Source organism: Burkholderia pseudomultivorans, assembly GCF_001718415.1.
GTDB lineage: Bacteria > Pseudomonadota > Gammaproteobacteria > Burkholderiales > Burkholderiaceae > Burkholderia > Burkholderia pseudomultivorans_A.
Window position 1 is genome coordinate 1,429,377 of the sequence record NZ_CP013378.1, and the last position, 21,095, is coordinate 1,450,471.

The 21,095-nt window shown below is 65.9% G+C and carries 19 protein-coding genes and 1 pseudogene; 6 read left to right on the top strand and 14 right to left on the bottom strand.

Going from position 1 to position 21,095, the window contains the following annotated elements; all coding sequences use genetic code 11:
* Positions 1-85: 85 nt before the first annotated feature.
* Positions 86-760 (top strand): TetR/AcrR family transcriptional regulator, encoded by a 675-nt coding sequence (locus WS57_RS18910; protein WP_196494536.1) that lies wholly within the window; start codon positions 86-88, stop codon positions 758-760.
* Positions 761-929: 169 nt separating this feature from the next.
* The gene (locus tag WS57_RS18915) at positions 930-2,219 is read left to right on the top strand and encodes an acyl-CoA dehydrogenase family protein (RefSeq protein WP_059600680.1); all 1,290 of its coding nucleotides are present in this window, start codon (positions 930-932) and stop codon (positions 2,217-2,219) included.
* Positions 2,220-2,333: 114 nt separating this feature from the next.
* On the opposite strand, the gene WS57_RS18920 is transcribed toward WS57_RS18915, so the two are convergent.
* The 5 genes from WS57_RS18920 to WS57_RS18940 all read right to left on the bottom strand — a co-directional run bounded on the left by WS57_RS18920 (position 2,334) and on the right by WS57_RS18940 (position 9,164).
* The gene (locus WS57_RS18920) at positions 2,334-2,594 is read right to left on the bottom strand and encodes a hypothetical protein (protein ID WP_009693175.1); all 261 of its coding nucleotides are present in this window, start codon (positions 2,592-2,594) and stop codon (positions 2,334-2,336) included.
* Complete coding sequence (locus tag WS57_RS18925) at positions 2,591-3,280, bottom strand: response regulator (RefSeq protein ID WP_009693174.1); 690 nt, start codon at positions 3,278-3,280, stop codon at positions 2,591-2,593. The genes WS57_RS18920 and WS57_RS18925 overlap by 4 nt, the downstream gene beginning before the upstream one ends.
* Before the next feature lie 106 nt (positions 3,281-3,386).
* Positions 3,387-4,835 carry an efflux transporter outer membrane subunit gene (locus WS57_RS18930; RefSeq protein ID WP_069245455.1) on the bottom strand — a complete coding sequence of 483 codons (1,449 nt, stop codon included), beginning with the start codon at positions 4,833-4,835 and terminating at the stop codon, positions 3,387-3,389.
* Between the two features lie 4 nt (positions 4,836-4,839).
* Positions 4,840-7,983 carry a multidrug efflux RND transporter permease subunit gene (locus WS57_RS18935; protein ID WP_069244715.1) on the bottom strand — a complete coding sequence of 1,048 codons (3,144 nt, stop codon included), beginning with the start codon at positions 7,981-7,983 and terminating at the stop codon, positions 4,840-4,842.
* A 20-nt stretch (positions 7,984-8,003) separates the two neighbouring features.
* Positions 8,004-9,164 carry an efflux RND transporter periplasmic adaptor subunit gene (locus WS57_RS18940; RefSeq protein WP_069244716.1) on the bottom strand — a complete coding sequence of 387 codons (1,161 nt, stop codon included), beginning with the start codon at positions 9,162-9,164 and terminating at the stop codon, positions 8,004-8,006.
* A 239-nt stretch (positions 9,165-9,403) separates the two neighbouring features.
* Here WS57_RS18940 and WS57_RS18945 point away from each other — a divergent pair, with 239 nt between their 5' ends.
* On the top strand, positions 9,404-10,090 hold the full coding sequence (locus tag WS57_RS18945; protein ID WP_069244717.1) for a hypothetical protein: 687 nt from the start codon (positions 9,404-9,406) through the stop codon (positions 10,088-10,090).
* 15 nt (positions 10,091-10,105) lie between these two features.
* Here WS57_RS18945 and WS57_RS18950 read toward each other — a convergent pair whose 3' ends face one another.
* Positions 10,106-11,191 carry an ATP-binding protein gene (locus WS57_RS18950; protein ID WP_059600688.1) on the bottom strand — a complete coding sequence of 362 codons (1,086 nt, stop codon included), beginning with the start codon at positions 11,189-11,191 and terminating at the stop codon, positions 10,106-10,108.
* A complete protein-coding gene (locus WS57_RS18955; protein ID WP_059600690.1) occupies positions 11,188-11,925 on the bottom strand; it encodes a response regulator in 738 nt (245 codons plus the stop codon). The genes WS57_RS18950 and WS57_RS18955 overlap by 4 nt, the downstream gene beginning before the upstream one ends.
* Positions 11,926-12,135: 210 nt before the next feature.
* Here WS57_RS18955 and WS57_RS18960 point away from each other — a divergent pair, with 210 nt between their 5' ends.
* Positions 12,136-12,333 carry a hypothetical protein gene (locus tag WS57_RS18960; RefSeq protein WP_059600692.1) on the top strand — a complete coding sequence of 66 codons (198 nt, stop codon included), beginning with the start codon at positions 12,136-12,138 and terminating at the stop codon, positions 12,331-12,333.
* Between the two features lie 146 nt (positions 12,334-12,479).
* Positions 12,480-12,763: pseudogene (locus tag WS57_RS35895) on the top strand (IS256 family transposase); the annotation flags it as partial.
* 4 nt (positions 12,764-12,767) lie between these two features.
* On the opposite strand, the gene WS57_RS18965 reads toward WS57_RS35895, so the two are convergent.
* The 6 genes from WS57_RS18965 to WS57_RS18990 all read right to left on the bottom strand — a co-directional run bounded on the left by WS57_RS18965 (position 12,768) and on the right by WS57_RS18990 (position 18,982).
* Complete coding sequence (locus tag WS57_RS18965; protein ID WP_059600693.1) at positions 12,768-13,766, bottom strand: transketolase family protein; 999 nt, start codon at positions 13,764-13,766, stop codon at positions 12,768-12,770.
* Positions 13,763-14,608: a transketolase gene (locus tag WS57_RS18970; RefSeq protein WP_009693164.1), complete on the bottom strand. Its 846-nt coding sequence runs from the start codon at positions 14,606-14,608 to the stop codon at positions 13,763-13,765. The genes WS57_RS18965 and WS57_RS18970 overlap by 4 nt, the downstream gene beginning before the upstream one ends.
* Before the next feature lie 36 nt (positions 14,609-14,644).
* Positions 14,645-15,973 carry an MFS transporter gene (locus WS57_RS18975; protein WP_069244718.1) on the bottom strand — a complete coding sequence of 443 codons (1,329 nt, stop codon included), beginning with the start codon at positions 15,971-15,973 and terminating at the stop codon, positions 14,645-14,647.
* A gap of 75 nt (positions 15,974-16,048) precedes the next feature.
* Entirely contained in the window at positions 16,049-16,798 is a 750-nt protein-coding gene (locus WS57_RS18980; protein WP_069244719.1) for an SDR family NAD(P)-dependent oxidoreductase, read from the bottom strand.
* 93 nt (positions 16,799-16,891) lie between these two features.
* Positions 16,892-17,776 (bottom strand): LysR substrate-binding domain-containing protein, encoded by an 885-nt coding sequence (locus WS57_RS18985; RefSeq protein WP_069244720.1) that lies wholly within the window; start codon positions 17,774-17,776, stop codon positions 16,892-16,894.
* Positions 17,777-18,031: 255 nt separating this feature from the next.
* The gene (locus WS57_RS18990; RefSeq protein WP_069244721.1) at positions 18,032-18,982 is read right to left on the bottom strand and encodes an alpha/beta fold hydrolase; all 951 of its coding nucleotides are present in this window, start codon (positions 18,980-18,982) and stop codon (positions 18,032-18,034) included.
* A 104-nt stretch (positions 18,983-19,086) separates the two neighbouring features.
* Between WS57_RS18990 and WS57_RS18995 the strand changes: the two genes are divergently transcribed.
* Positions 19,087-19,503, top strand: a complete 417-nt coding sequence (locus tag WS57_RS18995; RefSeq protein WP_069244722.1) for a MerR family transcriptional regulator — start codon at positions 19,087-19,089, stop codon at positions 19,501-19,503.
* A 125-nt stretch (positions 19,504-19,628) separates the two neighbouring features.
* On the opposite strand, the gene WS57_RS19000 is transcribed toward WS57_RS18995, so the two are convergent.
* Positions 19,629-21,068: an efflux transporter outer membrane subunit gene (locus WS57_RS19000; RefSeq protein WP_069244723.1), complete on the bottom strand. Its 1,440-nt coding sequence runs from the start codon at positions 21,066-21,068 to the stop codon at positions 19,629-19,631.
* Between the last annotated feature and the right edge of the window lie 27 nt (positions 21,069-21,095).

Sequence of the window (21,095 nt, forward strand, 5' to 3'; positions counted from 1 at the left end):
TCGCATCGGGTATAGTCGTTGGTGCTCCGTAAGGTACGGAGCACCATTTCGACGAAGCCGAAACGCTATCTTCACGACGAACACGATGACAGTGTCCAACGAGCAGCGCAGCACGAGAAAGCGGCGCACTTCGACTGCCACCGCAGCAGCGAGCAACCCCGACGGTTTGCGGGCGCAGGGCCTGCGCACACGCAACACGATCATTCGCGTCGCGCGCAAGTTGCTGCTCGAAGGCGGCCCGCTGGAATTCTCGCAGCGCGCGGTCGCCGCTGCCGCCGGGATCAGCGTCAGCAATCTCCAGTATTACTTCCCGACCCGGATCGCCGTGCTGCGAGCCGTCGTCGAGCCGGTCATCGTGGCGTATCTCGACGACATGAAGCGCGCGATCAGCAGCGATGCATCGCCGCGCGACGTGTTCGAAGAGATCATCCTGCGCTCGGTTACCGATGCGAAGGACAAGAAGTACAACGCACTGTTCCGGCATTTCCTGTCGTTCGCGGCGACCGACGCCGAATGCATGAAGCTGTGCGACGAATGGTATTCGGCGCTCACGCGCGACCTCGCGCAGCTGGTGCGTGCGCTTACGCCCGCCTTCAGCGCGGCCGACAGCCGGCATGCGGCCACGATGCTCATCGCGCTGGCCGACGGCCTCGCGATGCAGTACGGCACCCTCGGACGGCACACGCAGGCGCTCGACGCGTATTTCGCGGCGACGTCGCGCGCGATCGCGTACGGCACGCTGGTTCCGGCCGGCAAGTAAGCGCGCGCCCGCAGCGGCCACGCGCATGGAGACAGGGGAATACCCTGTCTTTTTTTTGCTTCCTGTGTTTGTCATGATGACCTATGTTTGGTATGTGTTACTAGGTATGGGACGGCCGGGTGGGTCTGTTGCCTGGTCGACGTGACTGGAGTGCAGGAGGAGAACGGAAATGATTCGTCTGAACAAGTCCGCGGCGCTGCCCGCGGTCGGCCTGACCGGCTTCGAGACGCCGCTGGGCGAAGAGGAAAGCGCGATCCAGCATACGGTTCACCGTTTTGCGCGCGACGTGCTGCGGCCGATCGGTCGCGAGCTCGACCGAATGACGCCGGAGGAGGTGATTGCTCCCGGGTCGCCGTACTGGGCGGCGATCGTCGAGAGCGCGAAGCTCGGGCTCGATCCGCAGCTGATCGCGCAGTTTCCGCCTGACACGGCGGTGCGCATCGAGTCGTTGATCGGCGAGGAACTCGGCTGGGGCGACGCGGGCCTCGCGGTGTCGATCGGTGCGGCAACGATGCCGCTGATGATGGCGCAGACGGTCGGCAATCGGGAGTTGATCGAGATGTGCGCGGGCAAGGTCGGCTGCTGGATGAACACGCAGCCCGATCGCGGGTCGGACGCGGCGATCCTGTATCGGCAGGAACTCGACGCGCGCGGCCGGCAGCCGGTCGGCAACGTGACCGCGAAGGTCGGCGCGGACGAGATCGTGATCAACGGACAGAGTTCGGCGTGGATCTCGAACGGCTCGGTTGCGCAGGTCGCGCTCGCGTACATGGCGGCCGACTATGGCGACGGCTTCTACGGCGAAGGCGAGCGCAGCCAGTTCACCCACGGCATCGCGATGATCCTGCCGCTCGACCTGCCGGGCGTGTCGCGCGGCAAGCCGCTCGACAAGATCGGTCAGCGCTCGCTGCCGCAGGGCGAGATCTATTTCGACAACGTGAAGGTGCCGAAGCGCTTCGCGATTGCGCTGAAGGACGACTATCTCGGCAATCTCGCCTCGACGTGGTCGTATGCGGGTACGCACATGTGCCAGGTGTTCGTCGGCGTCGCGCGCGCGGCGTTCGAACTCGCGCTCGCGTATTGCCACGAGCGCAGGCAGGGCGGCGCGCTGCTGATGGATCATCAGATGACGCACCTGCGCATCGGCGAGATGTTGCGCCGGCTCGAAATGGCGCGCGCGATCGCACGCCGCAGTCTGGCGTTCTCGCGGATGTCGCCGCAGAGCCACCCGTACGCGACCGCGCAGGCCAAGGTGAGCGTGACGGAAGAAGCGATGAAGATTACCCACGAGGCGTTCCAGCTGTTCGGCGGTAACGGGACCACGCGCGAATTCCCGATCGAGAAGCTGTTCCGCGACGTGCGATCGGCGCTGATCGAGGACGGCGAGAACTATATTCTCGCGTCGCGCCTCGGTGTGCTGGCCGGGCAGCTTTTTCAGAACGGCTGGACGCGGGAATAAGGCGCGTGCGTGATGACGCAGGCAGCATGAAGCGGCGCGCCTTGACATGCAGCGCGCCGCGGTTTGCTCCGGGAAGCAGGCGCGCGGCAGTTTCGGCGCACGCAGCGAAACGGATTACGACACGTCCCGGCGAACCGCTTTGACGAGCGCGACGATCGTGCAGCCCAGCCGGGCGAGCAGCAGGGTGGCGAGGAGCAGGTAGCTCGGCGTCGCATGGATCACCTCCGCGATCGGGGAGTCGATGGCGCGAGACGAAGCAACGACGATCAGTCCATGGACGACGAACCATCCGGTCGCGATCGTCAGCGCCATCGCGCTCGCCAGGAGTCCGACGCTTCGCGCAACGCCCGGCAGCGCTTCATCACGCGCATTCACCGGGCACTCCGCAGCCGATAGCCGACGCCGCGCATCACTTCCGGCATGCCGGTCGCGCCGGCGCATTCGAGCTTCTTGCGCAGCCGGCTGATATGGCTGTCGATCGTGCGCTCCAGCGCGTCGGCATCGGCGAGGCATGCGTCGCCGAGTTCGCCGCGCGTAAACACGCGGCTCGGCGCGCCGGCCATGTGCGCGAGCAGCCTGAATTCGGTCAGCGTCAGCGCGACGCCGGTTTCCCCGGCTTCGGTGCGGACCCTGACGAGGTAGCTCTCCGCGTCGATTTCCAGGTTGCCGACCTTCATGACGCGTCCGGGCGTGACCGCGTCCAGCCGGCGCAGGATCGTGCGGATGCGCGCCACTACTTCGGCCGGGTTGAACGGCTTTGTGATGTAGTCGTCGGCGCCGAAGCGCAGCCCCTGCAAGCGATCGATTTCGCGGTCGAGCGCGGTGAGCAGCACGACCGGCGTGTTGCCGCGGCGGCGCAGTTCGACCAGCACTTCCCAGCCGTCCTTCTGCGGCATCCGGATATCGAGCAGGATCAGGTCGGGCTTCAGCACGGGTTGCACGTCGAGCACGGCCTGCCCGCTGCCGACGCAGCAGGTGCGAAAGCCGTCATGAGCGAGATAGGCGTCGAGGATCTCGGCGATTTCCGGCTCGTCGTCGGCAATGAGGATCAAAGGGTTCATCGGCGTCACTCGAAGGGGAGACCGGTGGATGAGCGGACGATGCCGGGCGGGCACGGCCGGTATGGCGGGCGCGGTCGCCGCCGGCGCACCGGCGACGATCGCGCGTTCAGCCCTTGGCCGCGCCGGCGGCGGGGCCGACATCGGTGTCGACCAGTCCGCCACCGAGCGCCTTGTAGAGCGCGACCGCGTTGCTCAGCTCGGCGCTGCGCAGGTCGAGCAAGGCCTGGCGCGCGGCATACAGTTGCCGCTGCGAATCGAGCAGCTCCAGGCGATCCTCGATGCCGGCGCGATAGCGCAGGTTCACCAGGTCGGTGCGGCGCTCCGCGCTCCTGACGACGTCGCGTTGTGCCTCGATCTGGCGGCTGAAGGTTTCGCGTCCGGCGAGGCCGTCGGCCACTTCGCGGAACGCCGTCTGGATTGCGCGCTCGTATTCGGCGACCGCACTGGACTTGCGGACCTCGGCCAGCCGCAGCTCGGCGCGCAGCCGGCCGCCTTCGAAGATCGGCACCGTGATCTGCGGCGCGAACGCCCAGGTACGGTGATCGCCGGCGAACAGGCTGCCCATCGCCGGGCTCAGGAAGCCGATCGTCGACGTCAGCGACAGGCGCGGGAAGAACGCCGCGCGCGCCGCGCCGATGTCGGCGTTGGCCGCGACGAGCGCCTGTTCGGCCTGCTGGATGTCCGGGCGGCGGTACAGCAGTTCCGACGGCAGCCCGGCCGGCAGCTGCGTCGGCACCGGCTGGCGCTCGAGCGACAGCGGCTCGGGCAGGTCCTTCGGCAGTTCGGTGCCGACCAGCAGCCGCAGCGCGTTGCGCGCCTGCTCGACGGCGCGCGAGCGCGCCTCGAGATCGGCCGTGGCGCTCGCGACCTGGCCTTCGGCCTGCGCGATGTCCACGCCGCTGGCCTGATTCGCCTGCTTGAGCCGGCGTGCGAGATCGAGTGATTGCCGCCAGTCGTTCAGTGTCCGTTCCGACAGCGCGCGCTGTTCCTGCGCGAGGCGCTCGGCGAAGTACGCATTGGCGACGGAACCGACGAGCGCGATCTGCACGGCGCGGCGGCCGTGATCGGTCGCGAGGTAGCGCGCGAACGCCGCATCGGACAGTGATTTCACGCGACCGAACAGGTCGATCTCGAACGCGCTGATTCCGACGTTCACGCCGTACTGCGTCTGCATCGACTCGGGCACGGGCGGGTTCATGTCGGCGTTGGCCGGCGTGCGCTGGCGCGTGAAGCTCGCACCGGCGCCGACGGACGGCAGGCGCGCCGAGCGCTGAATGCCGTACTGCGCCTCGGCCGCCTGGACGTTCAGCGCAGCGAGGCGCAGGTCGCGGTTGTTGTCGAGCGCGAGCTCGATCAGGCGCTGCAGGCGGCGATCGCCGAACATCGTGCGCCAGCCGAGGTCGGCTGCGTTCGCATGCTGCGCGGTGGCGGCCGCGGTCGCGGCCGTATAGGTGCCCGGCACCGGCATCGCCGGCCTGACCAGCTTCGGCGCGATCGAGCACGCCGACAGCGCGAGGGCGGCGGACACCGCAGCGGAGAGAATAAGCAGTCGCATCACATCAACCTTCCTGTTCGTGGGTGGCGGCGGCGCGCTTCCTGCCCGATGCGAGCCATGCCGAGAGACGTTCCTGCACGCTCATCACGAACACGAAGAACACCGGAACGAAGAAAATGGCCAGCACGGTGGCGGCGATCATGCCGCCCAGCACGCCGGTGCCGATCGCGTGCTGCGTCTCCGAGCTCGCGCCGGAGGCGATGACGAGCGGCACCACGCCGAGCCCGAACGCGAGCGAGGTCATCAGGATCGGGCGCAGGCGCAGCTTCGACGACTGCACGGCCGCCTCGATCAGCCCCTTGCCTTCCTCGCGCAACTGCTTTGCGAATTCGACGATCAGGATCGCGTTCTTGGCCGACAGACCGATCACGGTGATCATCCCGACCTTGAAGAACACGTCGTTCGGCAGGCCGCGCAGCATCACCGCGGCGAGTGCGCCGATCAGCCCGAGCGGCACCACGAGCATCACCGACAACGGAATCGCCCAGCTCTCGTAGAGCGCCGCCAGCACCAGGAACACGACGACCATCGACAGCGCCATCAGCATCGGCGCCTGCGAGGCCGATTCGCGCTCCTGCAGCGACTGGCCGGTCCACGCGACCGTGAAGCCGGGCGGCAACTGCGCGGCCAGACGTTCCATCTCGGCCATCGCCGCGCCGCTCGAGTGGCCGGGCGCGGCGCCGCCGGAGATCCGCGCGGACGGGTAGCCCTGGAAACGCACCAGTTGGAGCGGCGTCTCCGACCAGACCGGATGCACGACTTCCGACAGCGGCACCATGCCGCCGGCCGCATTGCGCACATAGAGCTTCATCACGTTGTCGATCTGCATGCGGGCCGGCGCATCGGCCTGGATGATCACCTGCTGCATGCGGCCCGCGTTCGGGAAGTCGTTCACATAGGTCGAGCCCATCGCGGCCGACAACGTGTCGCTGATGGTCGTGAACGACACGCCGAGCGCTTCGGCCTTGTCGCGGTCGATCTCCAGCTTCACGCTCGTGCCGGCCGGCAGGCTGTCCGGATAGACGCCCGTCACGACCTTGCTTTGCGCGGCGAGTTCGAGCAGCTTCGCCTCGGCTGCCTTGAGTGCGGCGTAGCCCTGGTTCGCGCGATCCTGCAGGCGCATCGTGAATCCCGAACTGGTGCCGAGCTCGTCGATCGCCGGCGGCAACAGGCTCATGACCGTGCCTTCGGTCACGCCACCCATCGCGGCCTGCGCGCGCATCGCTTCTTCGGTCGAGGACGAGCCCTCGCGCTTGTTCCAGTCCTTGAGCACCGCGTAGTTCAGCGCCGCGTTCGGACCGAGGCCGGAGAAGCCGTAGCCGATGATCGAGATGCTCGACTGGATCGCCGGACGCGACGCGAGATGCTTTTCGAGCGTCTTGACCACATCACCCGTGCGCTCGACGGTCGAATCGGCCGGCAGCAGGAAGCCGGTCATGAAGTAGCCCTGGTCTTCCTCGGGCAGGAACGACGACGGCAGCATGCGGAAGCCGAACACCAGCGCAATCGAGATCGCAACGAACAGCAGCATCACGCGACCGGTGCGACCGACCAGGCGGCCGACGCGCGTCTCGTACCATTGCGTCAGGCGATCGAAGCGACGGTTGAACCAGCCGAAGAAGCCGCGTTTCTCATGGTGCCCATGCTCGATCGGCTTGAGCATCGTTGCGCACAGGGCCGGCGTCAGCGTCAGCGCGAGCAGGGCGGAGAACAGGATCGACACGGCCATCGACAGCGTGAACTGCTGATAGATCACGCCGACCGAGCCGCTCGACATTGCCATCGGCAGGAACACGGCCGTCAGCACCAGCGTGATGCCGATGATTGCGCCGGTGATTTCCTTCATGGCCTTGAGCGTCGCGTCCTTCGGCGACAAGCCTTCTTCCACCATCAGGCGTTCGACGTTCTCGACCACGACGATCGCATCGTCGACGATGATGCCGATCGCGAGCACCATGCCGAACATCGTCAGCACGTTGATCGAGAAGCCGGTCAGCAGCATGACCGTGAAGGTGCCGAGCATCGCGACCGGCGCGACGATCGCCGGGATCAGCGTGTAGCGCACGTTCTGCAGGAACAGGTACATCACCAGGAACACGAGCACCATTGCCTCGAGCAGCGTGTGCACGACCTTCTCGATCGAGATCTTCACGAACGGCGCGGTGTCGAACGGAATCGAGTAGGTCATGCCGGCCGGCATCGTCTTCGCGATCATGTCCAGCTGGTCGCGCACGGCCTGCGCGGTCTTCACCGCGTTGGCGCCCGGCGCGAGCTGCACGCCCGCGAAGGTGGCGGGTTTGCCGTTTTCGCTGTTGACGAAGGTGAACGACTGCGGGCCGAGTTCGACGCGCGCGACATCGCCAAGCACGACCTTCGAGCCGTTCGCGTTCGCGCGCAGCACGATCTTCGCGAACTGCTCGGGCGTCGTCAGCTGGCCTTGCGCGGTGAGCGGCACCGTCACGCGCTGGCCGGGCAGCGCGGGCGCCGCACCGAGGCTGCCCGGCGCGATCTGCACGTTCTGCTGGCTGACGGCCGTCGTCAGGTCGTTCATCGACAGGCCGTAGGTGATCAGCTTCTGCGGATCGACCCAGATGCGCATCGCCTGTTCGGAGCCGAACAGCTGGACCTTGCCGACGCCCTCGACGCGGCGCAGGTCCTCGACGACGTTGCGCGCCATGTAGTCCGCGAGTGCGTTCTCGTCGTAGCGGCCGCTCTCCGACTTCAGGCCGACGAACAACAGGAATCCGGTGGCGGCCGATTGCACGATCACGCCGTTCTGCCGCACGACGGGCGGCAGGCGCGGCTCGACCGACTTGAGCTTGTTCTGCACGTCGACCTGCGCCATCGCCGGATCGGTGCCCGGCTTGAAGGTGACGGTGATCTGCGCCTGACCGGAGGTATCGGCCGACGATTCGAAGTACAGCAGGTTGCGCACACCGGACAGCTCGCGCTCGATGAGGCTCAGCACGCTGTCGCTCATCGTCTGCGGCGTGGCGCCCGGATAGGTGGCGGTAATGGTGACGGTCGGCGGCGCGACCGACGGATAGCGCGCGACCGGCAACTCGGGGATCGCGATCAGGCCGAGCAGGATGATGAACAGGGCGATCACCCATGCGAACACCGGCCGTCGGATGAAGAATTGAGACATGACTGGATGCTCCGCGTGACTCAGTGCGACGAGGCGGTCGTGACCGCCGTGGGCGCCTGCCACGGGCTCGCCGCGACGGGCGCGCCTTCGCTCAGGCGCTCCATGCCTTCGACCACGACCTTCTGTCCGGCCTGCAGCCCCGACTTGATGCGGTAATTGCGGTTCGACAGTTCGCCGACTTCGACGGCCTTCAGGTGGGCCGTACCCTTGGCGTCGAGCACCCAGACCTGCGGCTTGCCGCCGGCGCGGACGATTGCCTGCTGCGGTACGGTCAGCGCGTGGTCGTAGTGCGCGCGCGGGATGCGGGCACGCACGTACATGCCCGGCAGAAGCTCGCGCCTCGGGTTGTCGACGAGCACGCGCACGAGCACGTCGCCGGTGCCGGGATCGACGTTGACGCCCGAGAACAGCATGCGGCCCTTCACGTCGTAGCGCGAGTCGTCGGCGCGCAGCACGTCGACCGGCACGCCATTGGCGTCCGACGCTTGCGGCTGCGCCGCGAGCGCGCCGCGCAGCGCGTCGAGCGACGCGGCCGGCTGGCGCACGTCCACGTAGACCTGGTCGATCTGCTGGATGCGCGCCATCGGCTGGCTGTCGCTGCTCGACACCAGCGCACCTTCGGTCACGAGCGCCTGGTCGATGCGGCCGGCGATCGGCGCTTCGACGGTCGCGAACTTCAGGTCGAGCTGGCGGCGCGCGAGCGTCGCGCGGGCCTGCGCGACGTCGGCCGCGGCCTGGTCGCGTTGCGATACGGCGTCGTCGTACACCTGGCGGCTGATCGCATCGGCCTCGACGAGCGGCTTGAAGCGCGCCGTCTGCACCTTTGCGCGGTCAAGCGCGGCCTGCGCGCGCTGCAGCGATGCGGCGGCGGTGTCCATTTCGGCTTTGAACGGCGCGGGATTGATCTGGAACAGCGGCTGCCCGATACGGACTTCGGTACCTTGCTCGAACAGTCGGCGCTGGACGATGCCGCTCACCTGCGGCCGGATCTCGGCGATCCGCACGGCCGCGACGCGGCCCGGCAGGTCTTCGGTCACGTCGAGGCGCGAGGCGGTCAGCGTCATCGCCGCCACCGGCGTGGGCGGTGCGGCAGCCGGTTGCTCGGCGGGCCCGCAACCCGCCAGCATCGCCGCCACCAGCGCGCAGACGGCGCCGTGGCAGCATCGTTTCTGATTCTTCATGTGGACTCCATCGGACGCGGGCACCCGACGGCCCGCATTTTCGGTTCGCAGTCTGCGTGCGCCCGATGGATTTTTTTATGCGGAAAGATGGAGATTCGATGGAGGGCGGGAAAGGGAAACCGGCGACGACGCGCGGCCGTCGTTCTCCGGGGCCCCGTCGTCGAGGCCGCGCGTATCTGGGAAAATGCGCGAGCGGCCGACGGTTCGGGGCAACGGCACAGAACGCCACAGGTGAAGAAATGAGCGACGACGAAGAACGTTCGTTTGACAGGGAAAGCCGCTTCTGGCGGTGGCCGCCGATGAAATGGTGGATCCGCGGGCACGGCCGCGACGGCTATTCGTTCCGTTTGCTGCTGGTGCCGCTGGTCGTCGTGTTCGTGCTCGAATTTGTCTGCGTCATGGTCGATGCGCTGTACAGCGGCATCGCCATCAGTGCGGCCGCGACGCTGTCCCTCGGCTTCGCCGGGTTCCACGGCGCGCAACACGAATGGCTCATAAGCTCCCCGACGACGCGAGCGCTCGTGAAGGCGCGCACGAAGAAGACAGCCGAGCGGTTCTCGTCGCTCGGCGTGGGCGCGACCGTCCTCGCGATCTTCGTCTCGGCGACGTCGCTGTCGCTCGTCTTGTCGGGTCAGCCGATGCTCGACAGCGTGTCGAAGGACGCGGTGTCGATCTTCATTGCACTGGTGTTCCTGCCGGTCTATGTGTCCGGCGCGGTGCGCAAGCTCGCCGTGGCACGGATCGAGGAACTGGAAGCGCTGCGCAGCGCCGCCGTCGGCACGAAGCTGAAATTCGACCGGGCCGGGGCGGTGCGTGCAGTCGTCGTGTGTGGCGCGGCCGGGAAAGCGACGGTGTCGGTGCGGGAATACGTGGTGCTCGGTTTCAGCCCGCCGCTCGAACAGCTCGGCGGCGAACCGCGCGGGTGACGGTTCGCAGCGGTATCAAGCCGGAAAACGCTGATGCGCCGGCGTGAGCGCGAGGTTGTCCGGCCACTGCAACTCGAAGCGCGTGCCGCCCGTGCCGGTCGGCTCGCACACGGCCTTACCCTGATGCGCCTGCGCGATCGCCGCGACGACGGCGAGCCCGAGACCGCTGCCGGCAGCCTGCGTATCGTCGATACGCCTGAACGCCTGGAACACGTGCGGCCGGAAATCGGCCGGGATGCCGGGGCCGTCGTCCTCGACGCGAAGCCGGCACATGCCGCCTTCGACGCGCGTGTGAATCCGGATCGCACCGGGCACCGCATGGCGGCGCGCGTTCTCTAGCAGCGCCAGCAGCGCCTGGCGAATGCGCACCGGGTCGCAGCGCATCTGCCGCGTATCGAGGTCGAACGCCGGATGCTGGCCGGCGGCCTGCAGCGCGTGCGCGAAGGCGTCGACGACCGCGCGCACCTCTTCGGCGAGATCCGTTTCGCGGATCTCGATGCTCAGGTGACCGCTGTCGGCGAGGCTGACCACGCGCAGATCCTCGATCAGCCGCGTAAATCCTTCGACCTGCGCGAGCAGGCTGCGATAGAGCGATTCGCTCGGCGTGAACACGCCTTCGGCGAGCCCCTGCAGGCGCCCGCGCAGCACGGTGACGGGCGTGCGCAGTTCATGCGCGATCGCCGCGTTCCAGAAGGCACGCTCTTCGGTGACGCGCTGCAGCTCGCTCGCGAGCGCGTTGAAATTGTCGGCGAGCAGCGCCGCTTCGCGCAGCGAACGATCGCCGGCGACGGCACGCGCGCCGAGGTCGCCGCGTGCGACGCGGCGGATGCCGTCCGTCACCGAGTTCAGCGGCTCGAGGATGCGCCGCGCGAGGTGGGTCGCGACGAACACGGACAGCCCGAGACCGACCGTCGTGGTCGCGATCAGCCAGACCCATTCGGGGCCGGTCGGCGTCCAGTCCGACAGGTTGAAGGCCGACGGCCGGTACATGTACAGCAGGTAATAGAACAGGTAGGCCGTCAGCACGAGCAGCAGCGTGACGCCAAACACCACCGCGCCCATCGTCAGCGCGATCTGGCGGCTCAGCCCGTCGAGCTTCATTCGCCGCTCCACAGCTTGTAGCCGACGCCGCGCACGCTTGCCGGCACGCCTGTCACACCGAGATCGTCGAGCTTCTTGCGCAGCTTGCTGACGTGGCTGTCGACCGTGCGCTCCAGCGCATCGCCCTCCGGCAGGCAGGTCGCCATCAGTTCGGCGCGCGTGAATACGCGACGGGGCGCGCGCGCCAGTTGCGCGAGCAGCTTGAATTCGGTGAGCGTCAGCGCGAGCGTGTGGCGCGTGCCTTCGACCTCGACCGTCGCTTCGTGGCGTTCGAGGTCGATCTCGAACGGCGCGGCGCGCAGTACCGACTGTGCTTCGTCGCGCGGCGCGGCCATCGAGCGACGCAGGACGGCCTGCGCGCGCGCAACGACCTCGGCCGGATTGAACGGCTTGACCACGTAGTCGTCGGCGCCGATGCGCAGGCCGGTGAGCTTGTCGACGTCCTGGTCGAGTGCGGTCAGCATGATGACGGGCGTGTCGCCGCGATGGCGGATCTCCGCGAGCACCTTCCAGCCGTCGACCTGTGGCATCTGCACGTCGAGCAGCACGAGGTCGGGCTTGATCGACAGGTGGAGTTCGAGCGCGCGGCGGCCGTCGGCCGCGTGCACGGTGCGCAGGCCGCTGCGTGCGAAGTAGGCGGTCAGGATCTCGGCGATTTCGGGTTCATCCTCGGCAATGAGGACGAGTGCCTGGGCACGCTGGCCGGCGCCGGAAAAGGAAGAATGATCGGGCATGGCGGCTCGTTCGGATCCGTCGGTGTTTCATTGAGTCGCCATACTACCGCATGGTTTGATCGCGTAAATGGAGGCGGGTGACGGCCTTGATGTTTGCGTCGCCGCTGGACGCCGATCGAAAATGGCGGACGCGATTCACGGCGTGGTGCCGACGCTCGAAAAACGCGGCCTTCAACGCCGTGTCGACTGCGCGTGGTCTTCGCTGAACCGATGGCTTTCGACAAGATGCTCGCCGGCGCATGGCACAAGGACGGCACACGAAACCACGACGAATCGAGCGCAGCGAATGCGCTCGCTGTTCTTCCATCGACGACCGACGGTTATCACGATCTCCAGCTTCGTGAGAAAGCCGGCGGAAAATGGCGCCGTACGTTCAAGTGGTCTGCAGCGGAGCGGCGTTATCGGTGAATGCACGAACCCGAGCCGTTCGGCGTTTAACGCGCTTGCAGCCGTCGCATGTCCGCGATGACGAAAAAGACGGTGATTGGGCTATCAACGAGCCTATCCGAAACCTTATGGGCGAGGCATAAACCGGCGACCAAGCAGCCACTTTTATGCCACGCAAACGCAAGGAAGAAGTGACAATTGAACCGGGCAAGGGCTTGAACCTCGACCCGGAATGGATCAAGCAACGGGTATAAGGAACGCTGGACCGGGCGACGCTCAACGAGCGGTCGGCCGCGCTCAAGAAGGCGATCTTCGAGCGGGCGCCGGGTGGCGCGGCTACGAGAAGGGGCAGGGAGCCAAGCCGTCGGACAGCACGAACCACCGCCACGGCACCGCTCGCAAGCGCATCACGACCGACGACGACCCGCTCGGCGACTTCGCCCACCCCCGATCGATCATACGAGCCATGTCCTGATGGACGCAGCCATGGTGACTGCCGAAATGCCATAGCGGTCGTGCAGCGTTGGCAGCGCGCCGGCATCGAGAAACGCGTCGGGCAGCGCGATCTGCCGGAACGTCGGCGTCACGCCCGCGCCGAGCAGCGTGCACGCCACCGCTTCGCCCAGGCCGCCGATCACCGTGTGATTCTCCGCGACGATCACCATACGGCCCGTGCGCTTCGCTTCGCGCAGAATCGTGGCGGTATCGAGCGGCTTGATGGTCGGCACATGCAGCACACCGACGCCGATATTGTCCGCCTCCAGCAGCTTCGCGACTTCGAGCGAGCGCATCGTCATGAGCCCGGACGAGATCAGCAGCACGTCGTTGCCGTCGCGCAGCAGCTTGGCCTTGCCGAGTTCGAACGTGTAGTCGTATTCGTCGAGCACGGCGGGCACGTTGCCGCGCAACAGGCGCGCGTACACCGGGCCTTCGTGTGCGGCGATGGCGGGTACCATCTGTTCGATATCGAGCGCGTCGCACGGATCGATGACTGTCATGTTCGGCATGGCGCGCATCAACGCGAGATCTTCGGCAGCCTGGTGGCTCGGACCGTAGCCGGTCGTCAGGCCGGGCAGTGCGGCAACGATCTTCACGTCGAGGTTGTCTTCGGCGATCGTCTGATGGATGAAGTCGTACGCGCGTCGCGTCGCGAACACCGCATACGTCGTCACGAACGGTTGCGCCCCTTCGTGCGCGAAGCCCGCTGCCGCGCCCATCAGCAATTGCTCGGCCATGCCCATCTGATAGTAACGCTCGGGAAATTCCTTCGCGAAGATGTGCAGGTCGGTGTACTTGCCGAGGTCGGCCGTCATGCCGATCACGTCGGTCTTCGTGCGCGCCAGTTCGGCGAGTGCATGGCCGAACGGCGCGGAACGCGTCAGTTGGCCTTCGGCCGCGATCGACGCGATCATCGCGGAGGTTTTCAGGCGCGGTTTCTTTTCGACGGTGCTCATGCTTGTCTCCCTGCTTCCAGTGCGTCGAGTGCGAGCTTCCACTCGTGCGCATCGACGCGGATAAAGTGATTCTTCTCCCGTTCTTCAAGGAACGGCACGCCGCACCCCATCTTCGTATCGCAGACGATGATGCGCGGCTGCGGCTTGTCGTGATTGCGCGCATTGTCGAATGCTTGCTTCACGGCCTCGATGTCGTTTCCGTTCACGCGTTGCGCGTACCAGCCGAACGCTTCGAGCTTGTCGACGAGCGGCTCGAAGGCCATGATCTGCGTCGACGGGCCGTCGGCCTGCTGGTTGTTGACATCGACCATGGCGATCAGGTTGTCGAGCTTCCAGTGCGCGGCCGACATCAAGCCTTCCCAGATCGCGCCCTCATCGAGTTCACCATCGGAGAAGAGCGTGTAAACGAAAGCGTCGGCGTTCTTGCGCTTGAGTCCGAGGCATCGGCCAACGGCGATCGTCAAACCCTGGCCGAGCGAGCCGCCGGACATCTCCATGCCCGGCGTGTAGCTCGCCATGCCGGACATGGGCAGGCGACTGTCGTCGCTTCCGTAGGTTTCGAGTTCTTCGGCGGGCAAGATGCCCGCTTCGAACAGCGCGGCGTACAGCGCAATTGCGTAGTGTCCGTTGGACAACAGGAAGCGGTCACGCGCTTCCCATTCGGGATCCTCGGGCCGGTAACGCATTGCGCCGAAGTACGCGACGGCGAGCACATCCGCGATATCGAGCGCCTGGCCGATATAGCCCTGGCCCTGTACTTCGCCCATCAGCAGCGCATTCCGCCTGATCCGGTACGCGCGCTCGGCGAGCGAAACCTCGTTGGCGATGAGGTCGGTTCTCATGTCGTGCTCCTTTGATGTCGAACAATCCTGGGAAGGTCAGCGGTTGACGGATCTGGCCGGAACGAGAAAGACCAGCGCAGCACCGAGCGTCACCGCGACGGAGATAAAGACGAGGCCCGCGGTCGATTTGCCCGTCAGGTCATTGAGCCAGCCGACGATGGCTGGGGAGAAGAATCCCGCCAGATTGGCGAAACAGTTCACCGCCGCGATGCCCGCCGCCGCGGATACGCCGCCGAGCAGCGCCGTCGGCAGCGACCAGAACTGGGAGGACGCGGCGAGGATGCCGGCGGCGGCAATGCTCAGGCAGATGATCGATGCCGCGACGCTGCCGAGCACCGGCAACGTGGCAAAACCCGCAGCGGCGATCAGCATCGGAATGGCGAGGTGGTAGCGGCGTTCGCGGCGGCGGTCCGCACTCATGCCGATCAGCGGCAGCGCGACGATGGCGCACAGATACGGAATCGCCGTGAAAATGCCGACCCAGAGCGGGTCCGATACCCCGGCTTTGCGGATGATGGTCGGCAGCCAGAAGGTCAGGCCGTACTGGCCGAGCACGACGCAGAAGTAGATCGCAGCCATCAGCCACAGACGGCGGTCGCCGATGAACGCGCCGATCGACAGGTGGGCGGTCTTGTGCGCGTCGTCTCCGGCGACATTGCGGGTGAGCAGCGACTTCTCGGTGTCGGTGAGCCACGTTGCCTTCTCGATGCTGTCATCGAGGTAAAACAGGATTGCTGCGCCGAGCAGCAGAGACGGCACGGCTTCGAGCAGAAACAGCCACTTCCATCCTGCCATCGCCATCGCACCGTGCAGCGAATGCATGATCCAGCCCGACAGCGGACCGCCGATGATGCCTGCCAGCGGAATCGCCATGAAAAACAACGACAGCGCTTTCGCACGGCGCGCCGACGGATACCAGTAAGTCAGGTAGAGGATTACGCCCGGCGCGAAGCCTGCTTCTGCGACGCCGAGCAGAAACCGCAGCATGTAAAACACGGTCGGCGATTTCACGAACACGAAGCTTGCGGAGATGACGGCCCATGTGAGCATGATCCGCGCCAGCCACTTGCGCGCACCGACCTTGTGGAGAATGAGATTGCTCGGTACTTCGAAAAGGAAATAGCCGAGAAAGAAGATGCCTGCGCCCATTCCGTAGACGGTTTCGCTGAAGCGCAGATCGTTCAGCATCTGCAGTTTCGCGAAGCCGACGTTGACGCGATCGAGGTATGCGCCCAGATAGCACAGCATCAGGAAGGGAATCAGTCGACGGCTCACCTTCGCATAGGTTTTGGCTTCGAATGTCGATGATTCGTTGTGAAGGATCGCGTCGCCCGGCATTGGCTGGGCGGTGTATCGGGATTTCATGTCTGTCTCCTGCCATGGCCCCGGTTATCCGGGTGCTTGAGAGCGGGTGCTGCGCGAGTTTGCCCCGCGGCGCCGTCAGTGAATCAGCATGCCGCCGTTCACGTCGAGCGTGATGCCTGTCAGATAGGTCGACAGGTCGCTGACCAGGAAGAGGCATGCGTTCGCGACGTCGGTCGCATCGCCGAGCCGCCCGAGCGGAATGCCCTTGATGATGTCTGCGCGCATGTCGGGCGTGAGTTTGTCGCCGGTGATGTCGGTCTGGATCAGGCCGGGTGTGATGGCGTTCACGCGAATATGATCTGCGCCGAACTCGCGCGCCATCGCTTTGGCGAGTCCGAGCACGCCCGCTTTGGCGGCGCTATAGTGCGGCCCGCCGAAGATGCCGCCACCGCGTTGCGCGGAAACGGACGACATGCACACGATGCTGCCGCCGTTCTGTTCCTGCATCGCCGGAATCACGGCTTGCGACATATACAGCGTGCCGCGCAGGTTGACGTCGACGATCGCGTCGAAGTCCCTGCTGCCGATGTCGAGCGTGCGAACCGGCTGCGTGATGCCTGCATTGTTGACGAGCCCGTCGATGCGGCCATATCGTTCGAGCGTGGCACGCGCAGCCGCTACACAGGCGTCCTTGTCGGTCACGTCGCAGGCCAGCCCGAGATGTTCGGTGCCGAGGTCGGCGGCGGCGGCTTGCGCATCTTCCTTGCGCAGATCGAGGATCGCGATACGCGCGCCCTGCGCTGCCAGCGCCTTTGCGGTCGCCTTGCCGATACCGCGCGGCGAGGCCGCGCCTGTCACCACGATAATCTTGTTCTCGAGCAGCATCGGTTGTCTCCTGAGTGTTGATGAGTGCCTGTAGTGTCGGTGTACAGGGGGGCCGCATCAACGCGGAAACGCTCAACTATTGCTGAGAAAAATTCAGGTGGACGCTGCTTCCCGTTCGATCCACGCGAGGAAACGCTTGATGCGCGGCAGTTCCGCGTTCTGCGTCGGGTAAACCAGATGATGTGCGCCGACTTCGACCGAATAGGTGTCGTCGAAAACGGGGACGAGCAGGCCTTCCCGGATTTTCACCGATGCCAGCGTGAGGCTCTCGAGCGCGATGCCCAGCCCGAGCGCGGCCGTTTCGATCGACATGTACGAGCGGTCGAACGAGAAGTCGAACGTCTTCTGCGTGGCGGATACGCCGGTCCGGCCGAACCACTGTTTCCACTGAACGAGCGGCGTTTCCGAATAGATCAGCCGATGCGCGAGCAGATCTTCCGGCGTCTCGACCGGATGACGTGCCAGGTACGTCGGCGAAGCAAGCGGCGCAATGAACTCGCCGCGCACCGTCTTCACTTCCAGATTGTCCCAGTTGCCGTAGCCATGGCGGATGTCGATGTCGTAATAGCCGTTCGAAAACGAGATATTTTCATACGAACACGCGAGATTGAGTTGCAGATCGCCATTGGCCTCCTGAAACGAAGACAGCCTCGGGAGTAGCCACATGAGCCCGAAGCTCGGGCTCGAATGCACCCGCAAGATGTCGACTTCCGTGCGACTCGACGCACGCTCCGTCGCGCGGCTCAGATCGGCGAGCGACCCCGTCACGTCGGCAAGATAGCGCTCGCCGGTTGGCGTCAGCACGAGGCCGCGCCCTGATCGCTGGAAGAGCGGCTGGCCGATGATCGACTCGAGATTGCTGAGCTGGTGGCTCACTGCCGAGGCCGTCAGGCCCAGTTCTTCCGCTGCGCGGTTGACGCTTTTGGTTCTGGCGACACTCTCGAACGCGATGATGGACTTGAGCGGTGGAATACGCATCGTGAAATCGTTTCGGTTGCAGTGGAATGAACTCGCCATTGCGCACGTCATCTGCGCCGTCGTTCCGGGGCGGACGCAGCAAACAGGCTGATACCCCCGAAGAGGCGGCCCCGGAGCCGTCAGGTCGCCGGCACATTGACTTGACGCGTCGCACAATTACGCTCGACGCGACAATGCATTATCCGTTTTTTTCCTCCTGAAGCGCGACTGCTTCTCGTCACGCAAGGACTCCGCAGCTGCCCGGCATCTCTCCAGCTAGCGCACGGCGAATTCGTCCGAGCATGTGTCGGTCGCCGCAAGGAACGCCCGGATCAGATCGCCGATTTCCTGCGGTGCGTCTTCCAGACAGTAATGCCCGACTCCGGCAAGCCGATGAACCGGTGCCCGAGGAAACAGTTCGCCGAACAGCGGCAAAAAGTGCTCCGCGGCCAAGGTCCGGTCGGCGTCCCCCCAGATGGCCATCGCAGGCTTTGATCGAATCGCGTCGAGCGCAGCAGCGTCAGGCACTTCGAAACGATGCGCGTCGATCGCGAAGCCTCGCGCCCAGCCGATCGCCCCGGCGCTGTCGGCCGGCACGGCAAATCGCGAACCGTACGCACGCAGCCACGTATCGCTGATGCATGCATGGTTCTCGAAGCCATTGAGCTTCAATACGCTCAGGATATTGAAGCCTAGCTCGTTGAGCACCGGTTCCAGGCGGCCTTGCGATTCGGCACGAACGATCCACTGGAACCACGGCGAGACTGCGGCATTGGCGCCGAGGCGATCGAGCAAGCTGCGCTGACCGAACGGAGTCGGACCGTTCGTGCTGACGATTCGACGGATTCGCTCGGGATGCCGCGCTGCGAGCCCCATGCCGACTGGGCCGCCGAAGTCGTGCATGACAAGGGTGATGTCGTTCAGATCCAGCGCGAGCACGAATTGTTCAAGGTTGTCGATATGATCCTGCAGCCAGTACGTGCGATCAGCCGGCGTCTCGCTCTTGCCGAATCCCATGTGATCGGGGGCGACCACGCGGTAGGTGTCCGAGAGCGCCAGGATCAGTTGGCGATAGAGGTAGCTCCAGGTCGGCTCGCCGTGCAGACACAGGATCGCCTCCGCGCCAGCCGGCCCCTCATCAACGTAGTGCATGCGAAACCCTGCAGCGTGGCTGAAATGCGGCGTGAACGGAAACGTTCCGTCAAACGTATCGTTGAATGGCGTCATGAGCGGGTCCCTTTACGAATCGGACAGCGGGCCACCCCGCTGCCTGGAAAAGGCTAAACTCTGACAGCGCTGTCAAGGTCAAGCGTATCGTTTGCGGAGAGGCTATGCGTATCGGGGAACTGGCTCGTGTCACCGGCGTGAGCGAGCGGATGCTGCGCTATTACGAACACGAAGGTCTGCTCAAGCCGAAGCGAAGCGATTCGGGCTATCGCGATTACGGTCCTGGGGAGGTAGACGCGGCGCACCGCATCCGCATGCTCAGTTCGGCGGGACTGAAGATCAGCAGCATCCGCCTGCTGCTGCCCTGCGTCCTCGGCGTCAAGCCGGTTTTCCATCCATGTGCCGTAGCGCGTGCCGCGTTGCGGCGCGAAGCGGAGAAGCTCGACGTCAAGCTGCGCGATCTCGGCGAGAGCAGACGCGTCGTCGCGAGCCTGCTTCGTGCGGTCGACACGAACGAAGCGCTGCAGCTTGATGGTGCGGAGCGGATTGCCGATAAACCGCGCGGACGGATGTCGAAATAGGCTGACAAGTCGCGATCCGTTGCCTTCAGCGCCCCGACGTGCATGCCGCGACTGCCGCCGCATCCCGCACGCTGTCCGGCAATAACCGCACCGATCCGCGCTGCACGCCGCACCGCTGGTCCCCCTCACTCCGGCGCCCCCACCACCTGCTTCGACTGCCGCGCATCCAGCTGCGCCGCCGACCATCCGCCACCGAGATCGCCGAACAGCGTCGCCGTCGCGACCAGCCGCTCCTGCTGCACGGTCAGCGCGTTTTCCTGCAGGCCGAGCAGCGTCGTCTGCGCGGTGGCGACCGTCGTGTAGTCGACGGTGCCGGCCCGATACTCGTTGAACGCAATGTCCGCGCCGCGCTTCGCATTCGTGACCGCGCGCTCGAGCACGGCAGCCTGGTCGGCTAACACGCGCGCGCTCGCGAGATCATCCTCGACGTTCTGCAGCGCGGCGAGCACGGTGCCGCGATAATTCGCGACCGCTGCATCGTACGCGGCCTTCGCGGCGGCGACTTCGCCGCTGCGTTCGCCGCCGTCGAACAGCGTTTCCGATGCGCTGGTGCCGAGCGACCACACATAGTTCGCGACGTGCAGCAGCCCTGCGATCGGCGACGCGGAAAAGCCGACCGCCGCCGACAGCGAAACGGTCGGATAGTATGCAGCGACCGCGACGCCGATCGCGGCATTTTCCTCGGCCATCTGTCGTTCCGCGACGGCGATGTCGGGACGCCGCTGCAGCAGCGTGGACGGCACGCCGACCGGCACGTCCGGCAGCGACGGCAGGGTGGCGTCGTGTGGAATGTCGAGATCCTCCGGATTGCGGCCGACCAGCACCGCAATCGCATGCACGTACTTCGCACGCGATACACCGAGCGCGACGAGGCTCGCGCGCGCGCTGTCGAGTTGCGTCTGGGCGCTCACCAGATCGGACGGCGGGATCGTGCCGGCCCGGTCCTGGTCCGCGATCACGCGCAGATAGTCCTCGTCCGCCTTCACGGTCGCGGCGAGCAGGTCGAGGTTCGCGTCGGTAACGCGCAGGTCGATGAGCGTCGTTGCGAGCGTCACCTGCTCGGACAGCGTCGCGTTCGCGAGCGTTGCCGCGCTCGACTGCGCACTCGCGTTGCGTTCCTCGACGGTGCGCCGCACCTGGCCCCACAGGTCCGGCGACCAGCTTACCGTGCCTTCGAGCGCGCTGCTGTTCGAGATCGCCGCACCGCCCGTCGTCGAGCTGCCGGTGCTGCGCTGCCGCGTCGCCGAGGTGGTCGCCGAGAGCGTCGGAAACAGGCCCGCGCGTGCCTCGCGGACGAGCGCGAGCGCTTGCTGGTAGTTGTAGTAATCCTGACGAACCGTCTGGTTCGACACCGCGACGAGCGGTTCGAGCTGATCGAGCAGCGGATCGTGAAACGCGGTCCACCAGTCGCCCTTCGGTCCGTCTGCATCCGGTGCGGCCCGCGTCCATCCCGGTAGCTCGCTGTATGTCGCGGGGATCGAGACGACGGGGCGGTGATAGTCGGGGCCAACCGCGCAGCCCGCAAGCGCGAGCGCGGCGGCTGCACAGGACAGCCCGATGCGCATGCGTGTGACGGGCGGCCGGGCGCGGGC

What these genes read in the sequence shown, in the direction of transcription:
- WS57_RS18985 (WP_069244720.1), bottom strand. Translation starts at nt 17,776, where the DNA reads ATGCGTATTCCACCGCTCAAGTCCATCATCGCGTTCGAGAGTGTCGCC.
- WS57_RS18955 (WP_059600690.1), bottom strand. Translation starts at nt 11,925, where the DNA reads ATGCCCGATCATTCTTCCTTTTCCGGCGCCGGCCAGCGTGCCCAGGCA.
- WS57_RS19000 (WP_069244723.1), bottom strand. Translation starts at nt 21,068, where the DNA reads ATGCGCATCGGGCTGTCCTGTGCAGCCGCCGCGCTCGCGCTTGCGGGC.
- WS57_RS18930 (WP_069245455.1), bottom strand. Translation starts at nt 4,835, where the DNA reads ATGCGACTGCTTATTCTCTCCGCTGCGGTGTCCGCCGCCCTCGCGCTG.
- WS57_RS18925 (WP_009693174.1), bottom strand. Translation starts at nt 3,280, where the DNA reads ATGAACCCTTTGATCCTCATTGCCGACGACGAGCCGGAAATCGCCGAG.
- WS57_RS18990 (WP_069244721.1), bottom strand. Translation starts at nt 18,982, where the DNA reads ATGACGCCATTCAACGATACGTTTGACGGAACGTTTCCGTTCACGCCG.
- WS57_RS18940 (WP_069244716.1), bottom strand. Translation starts at nt 9,164, where the DNA reads ATGAAGAATCAGAAACGATGCTGCCACGGCGCCGTCTGCGCGCTGGTG.
- WS57_RS18945 (WP_069244717.1), top strand. Translation starts at nt 9,404, where the DNA reads ATGAGCGACGACGAAGAACGTTCGTTTGACAGGGAAAGCCGCTTCTGG.
- WS57_RS18935 (WP_069244715.1), bottom strand. Translation starts at nt 7,983, where the DNA reads ATGTCTCAATTCTTCATCCGACGGCCGGTGTTCGCATGGGTGATCGCC.
- WS57_RS18980 (WP_069244719.1), bottom strand. Translation starts at nt 16,798, where the DNA reads ATGCTGCTCGAGAACAAGATTATCGTGGTGACAGGCGCGGCCTCGCCG.
- WS57_RS18910 (WP_196494536.1), top strand. Translation starts at nt 86, where the DNA reads ATGACAGTGTCCAACGAGCAGCGCAGCACGAGAAAGCGGCGCACTTCG.
- WS57_RS18995 (WP_069244722.1), top strand. Translation starts at nt 19,087, where the DNA reads ATGCGTATCGGGGAACTGGCTCGTGTCACCGGCGTGAGCGAGCGGATG.
- WS57_RS18915 (WP_059600680.1), top strand. Translation starts at nt 930, where the DNA reads ATGATTCGTCTGAACAAGTCCGCGGCGCTGCCCGCGGTCGGCCTGACC.
- WS57_RS18960 (WP_059600692.1), top strand. Translation starts at nt 12,136, where the DNA reads ATGGCTTTCGACAAGATGCTCGCCGGCGCATGGCACAAGGACGGCACA.
- WS57_RS18950 (WP_059600688.1), bottom strand. Translation starts at nt 11,191, where the DNA reads ATGAAGCTCGACGGGCTGAGCCGCCAGATCGCGCTGACGATGGGCGCG.
- WS57_RS18965 (WP_059600693.1), bottom strand. Translation starts at nt 13,766, where the DNA reads ATGAGCACCGTCGAAAAGAAACCGCGCCTGAAAACCTCCGCGATGATC.
- WS57_RS18970 (WP_009693164.1), bottom strand. Translation starts at nt 14,608, where the DNA reads ATGAGAACCGACCTCATCGCCAACGAGGTTTCGCTCGCCGAGCGCGCG.
- WS57_RS18975 (WP_069244718.1), bottom strand. Translation starts at nt 15,973, where the DNA reads ATGAAATCCCGATACACCGCCCAGCCAATGCCGGGCGACGCGATCCTT.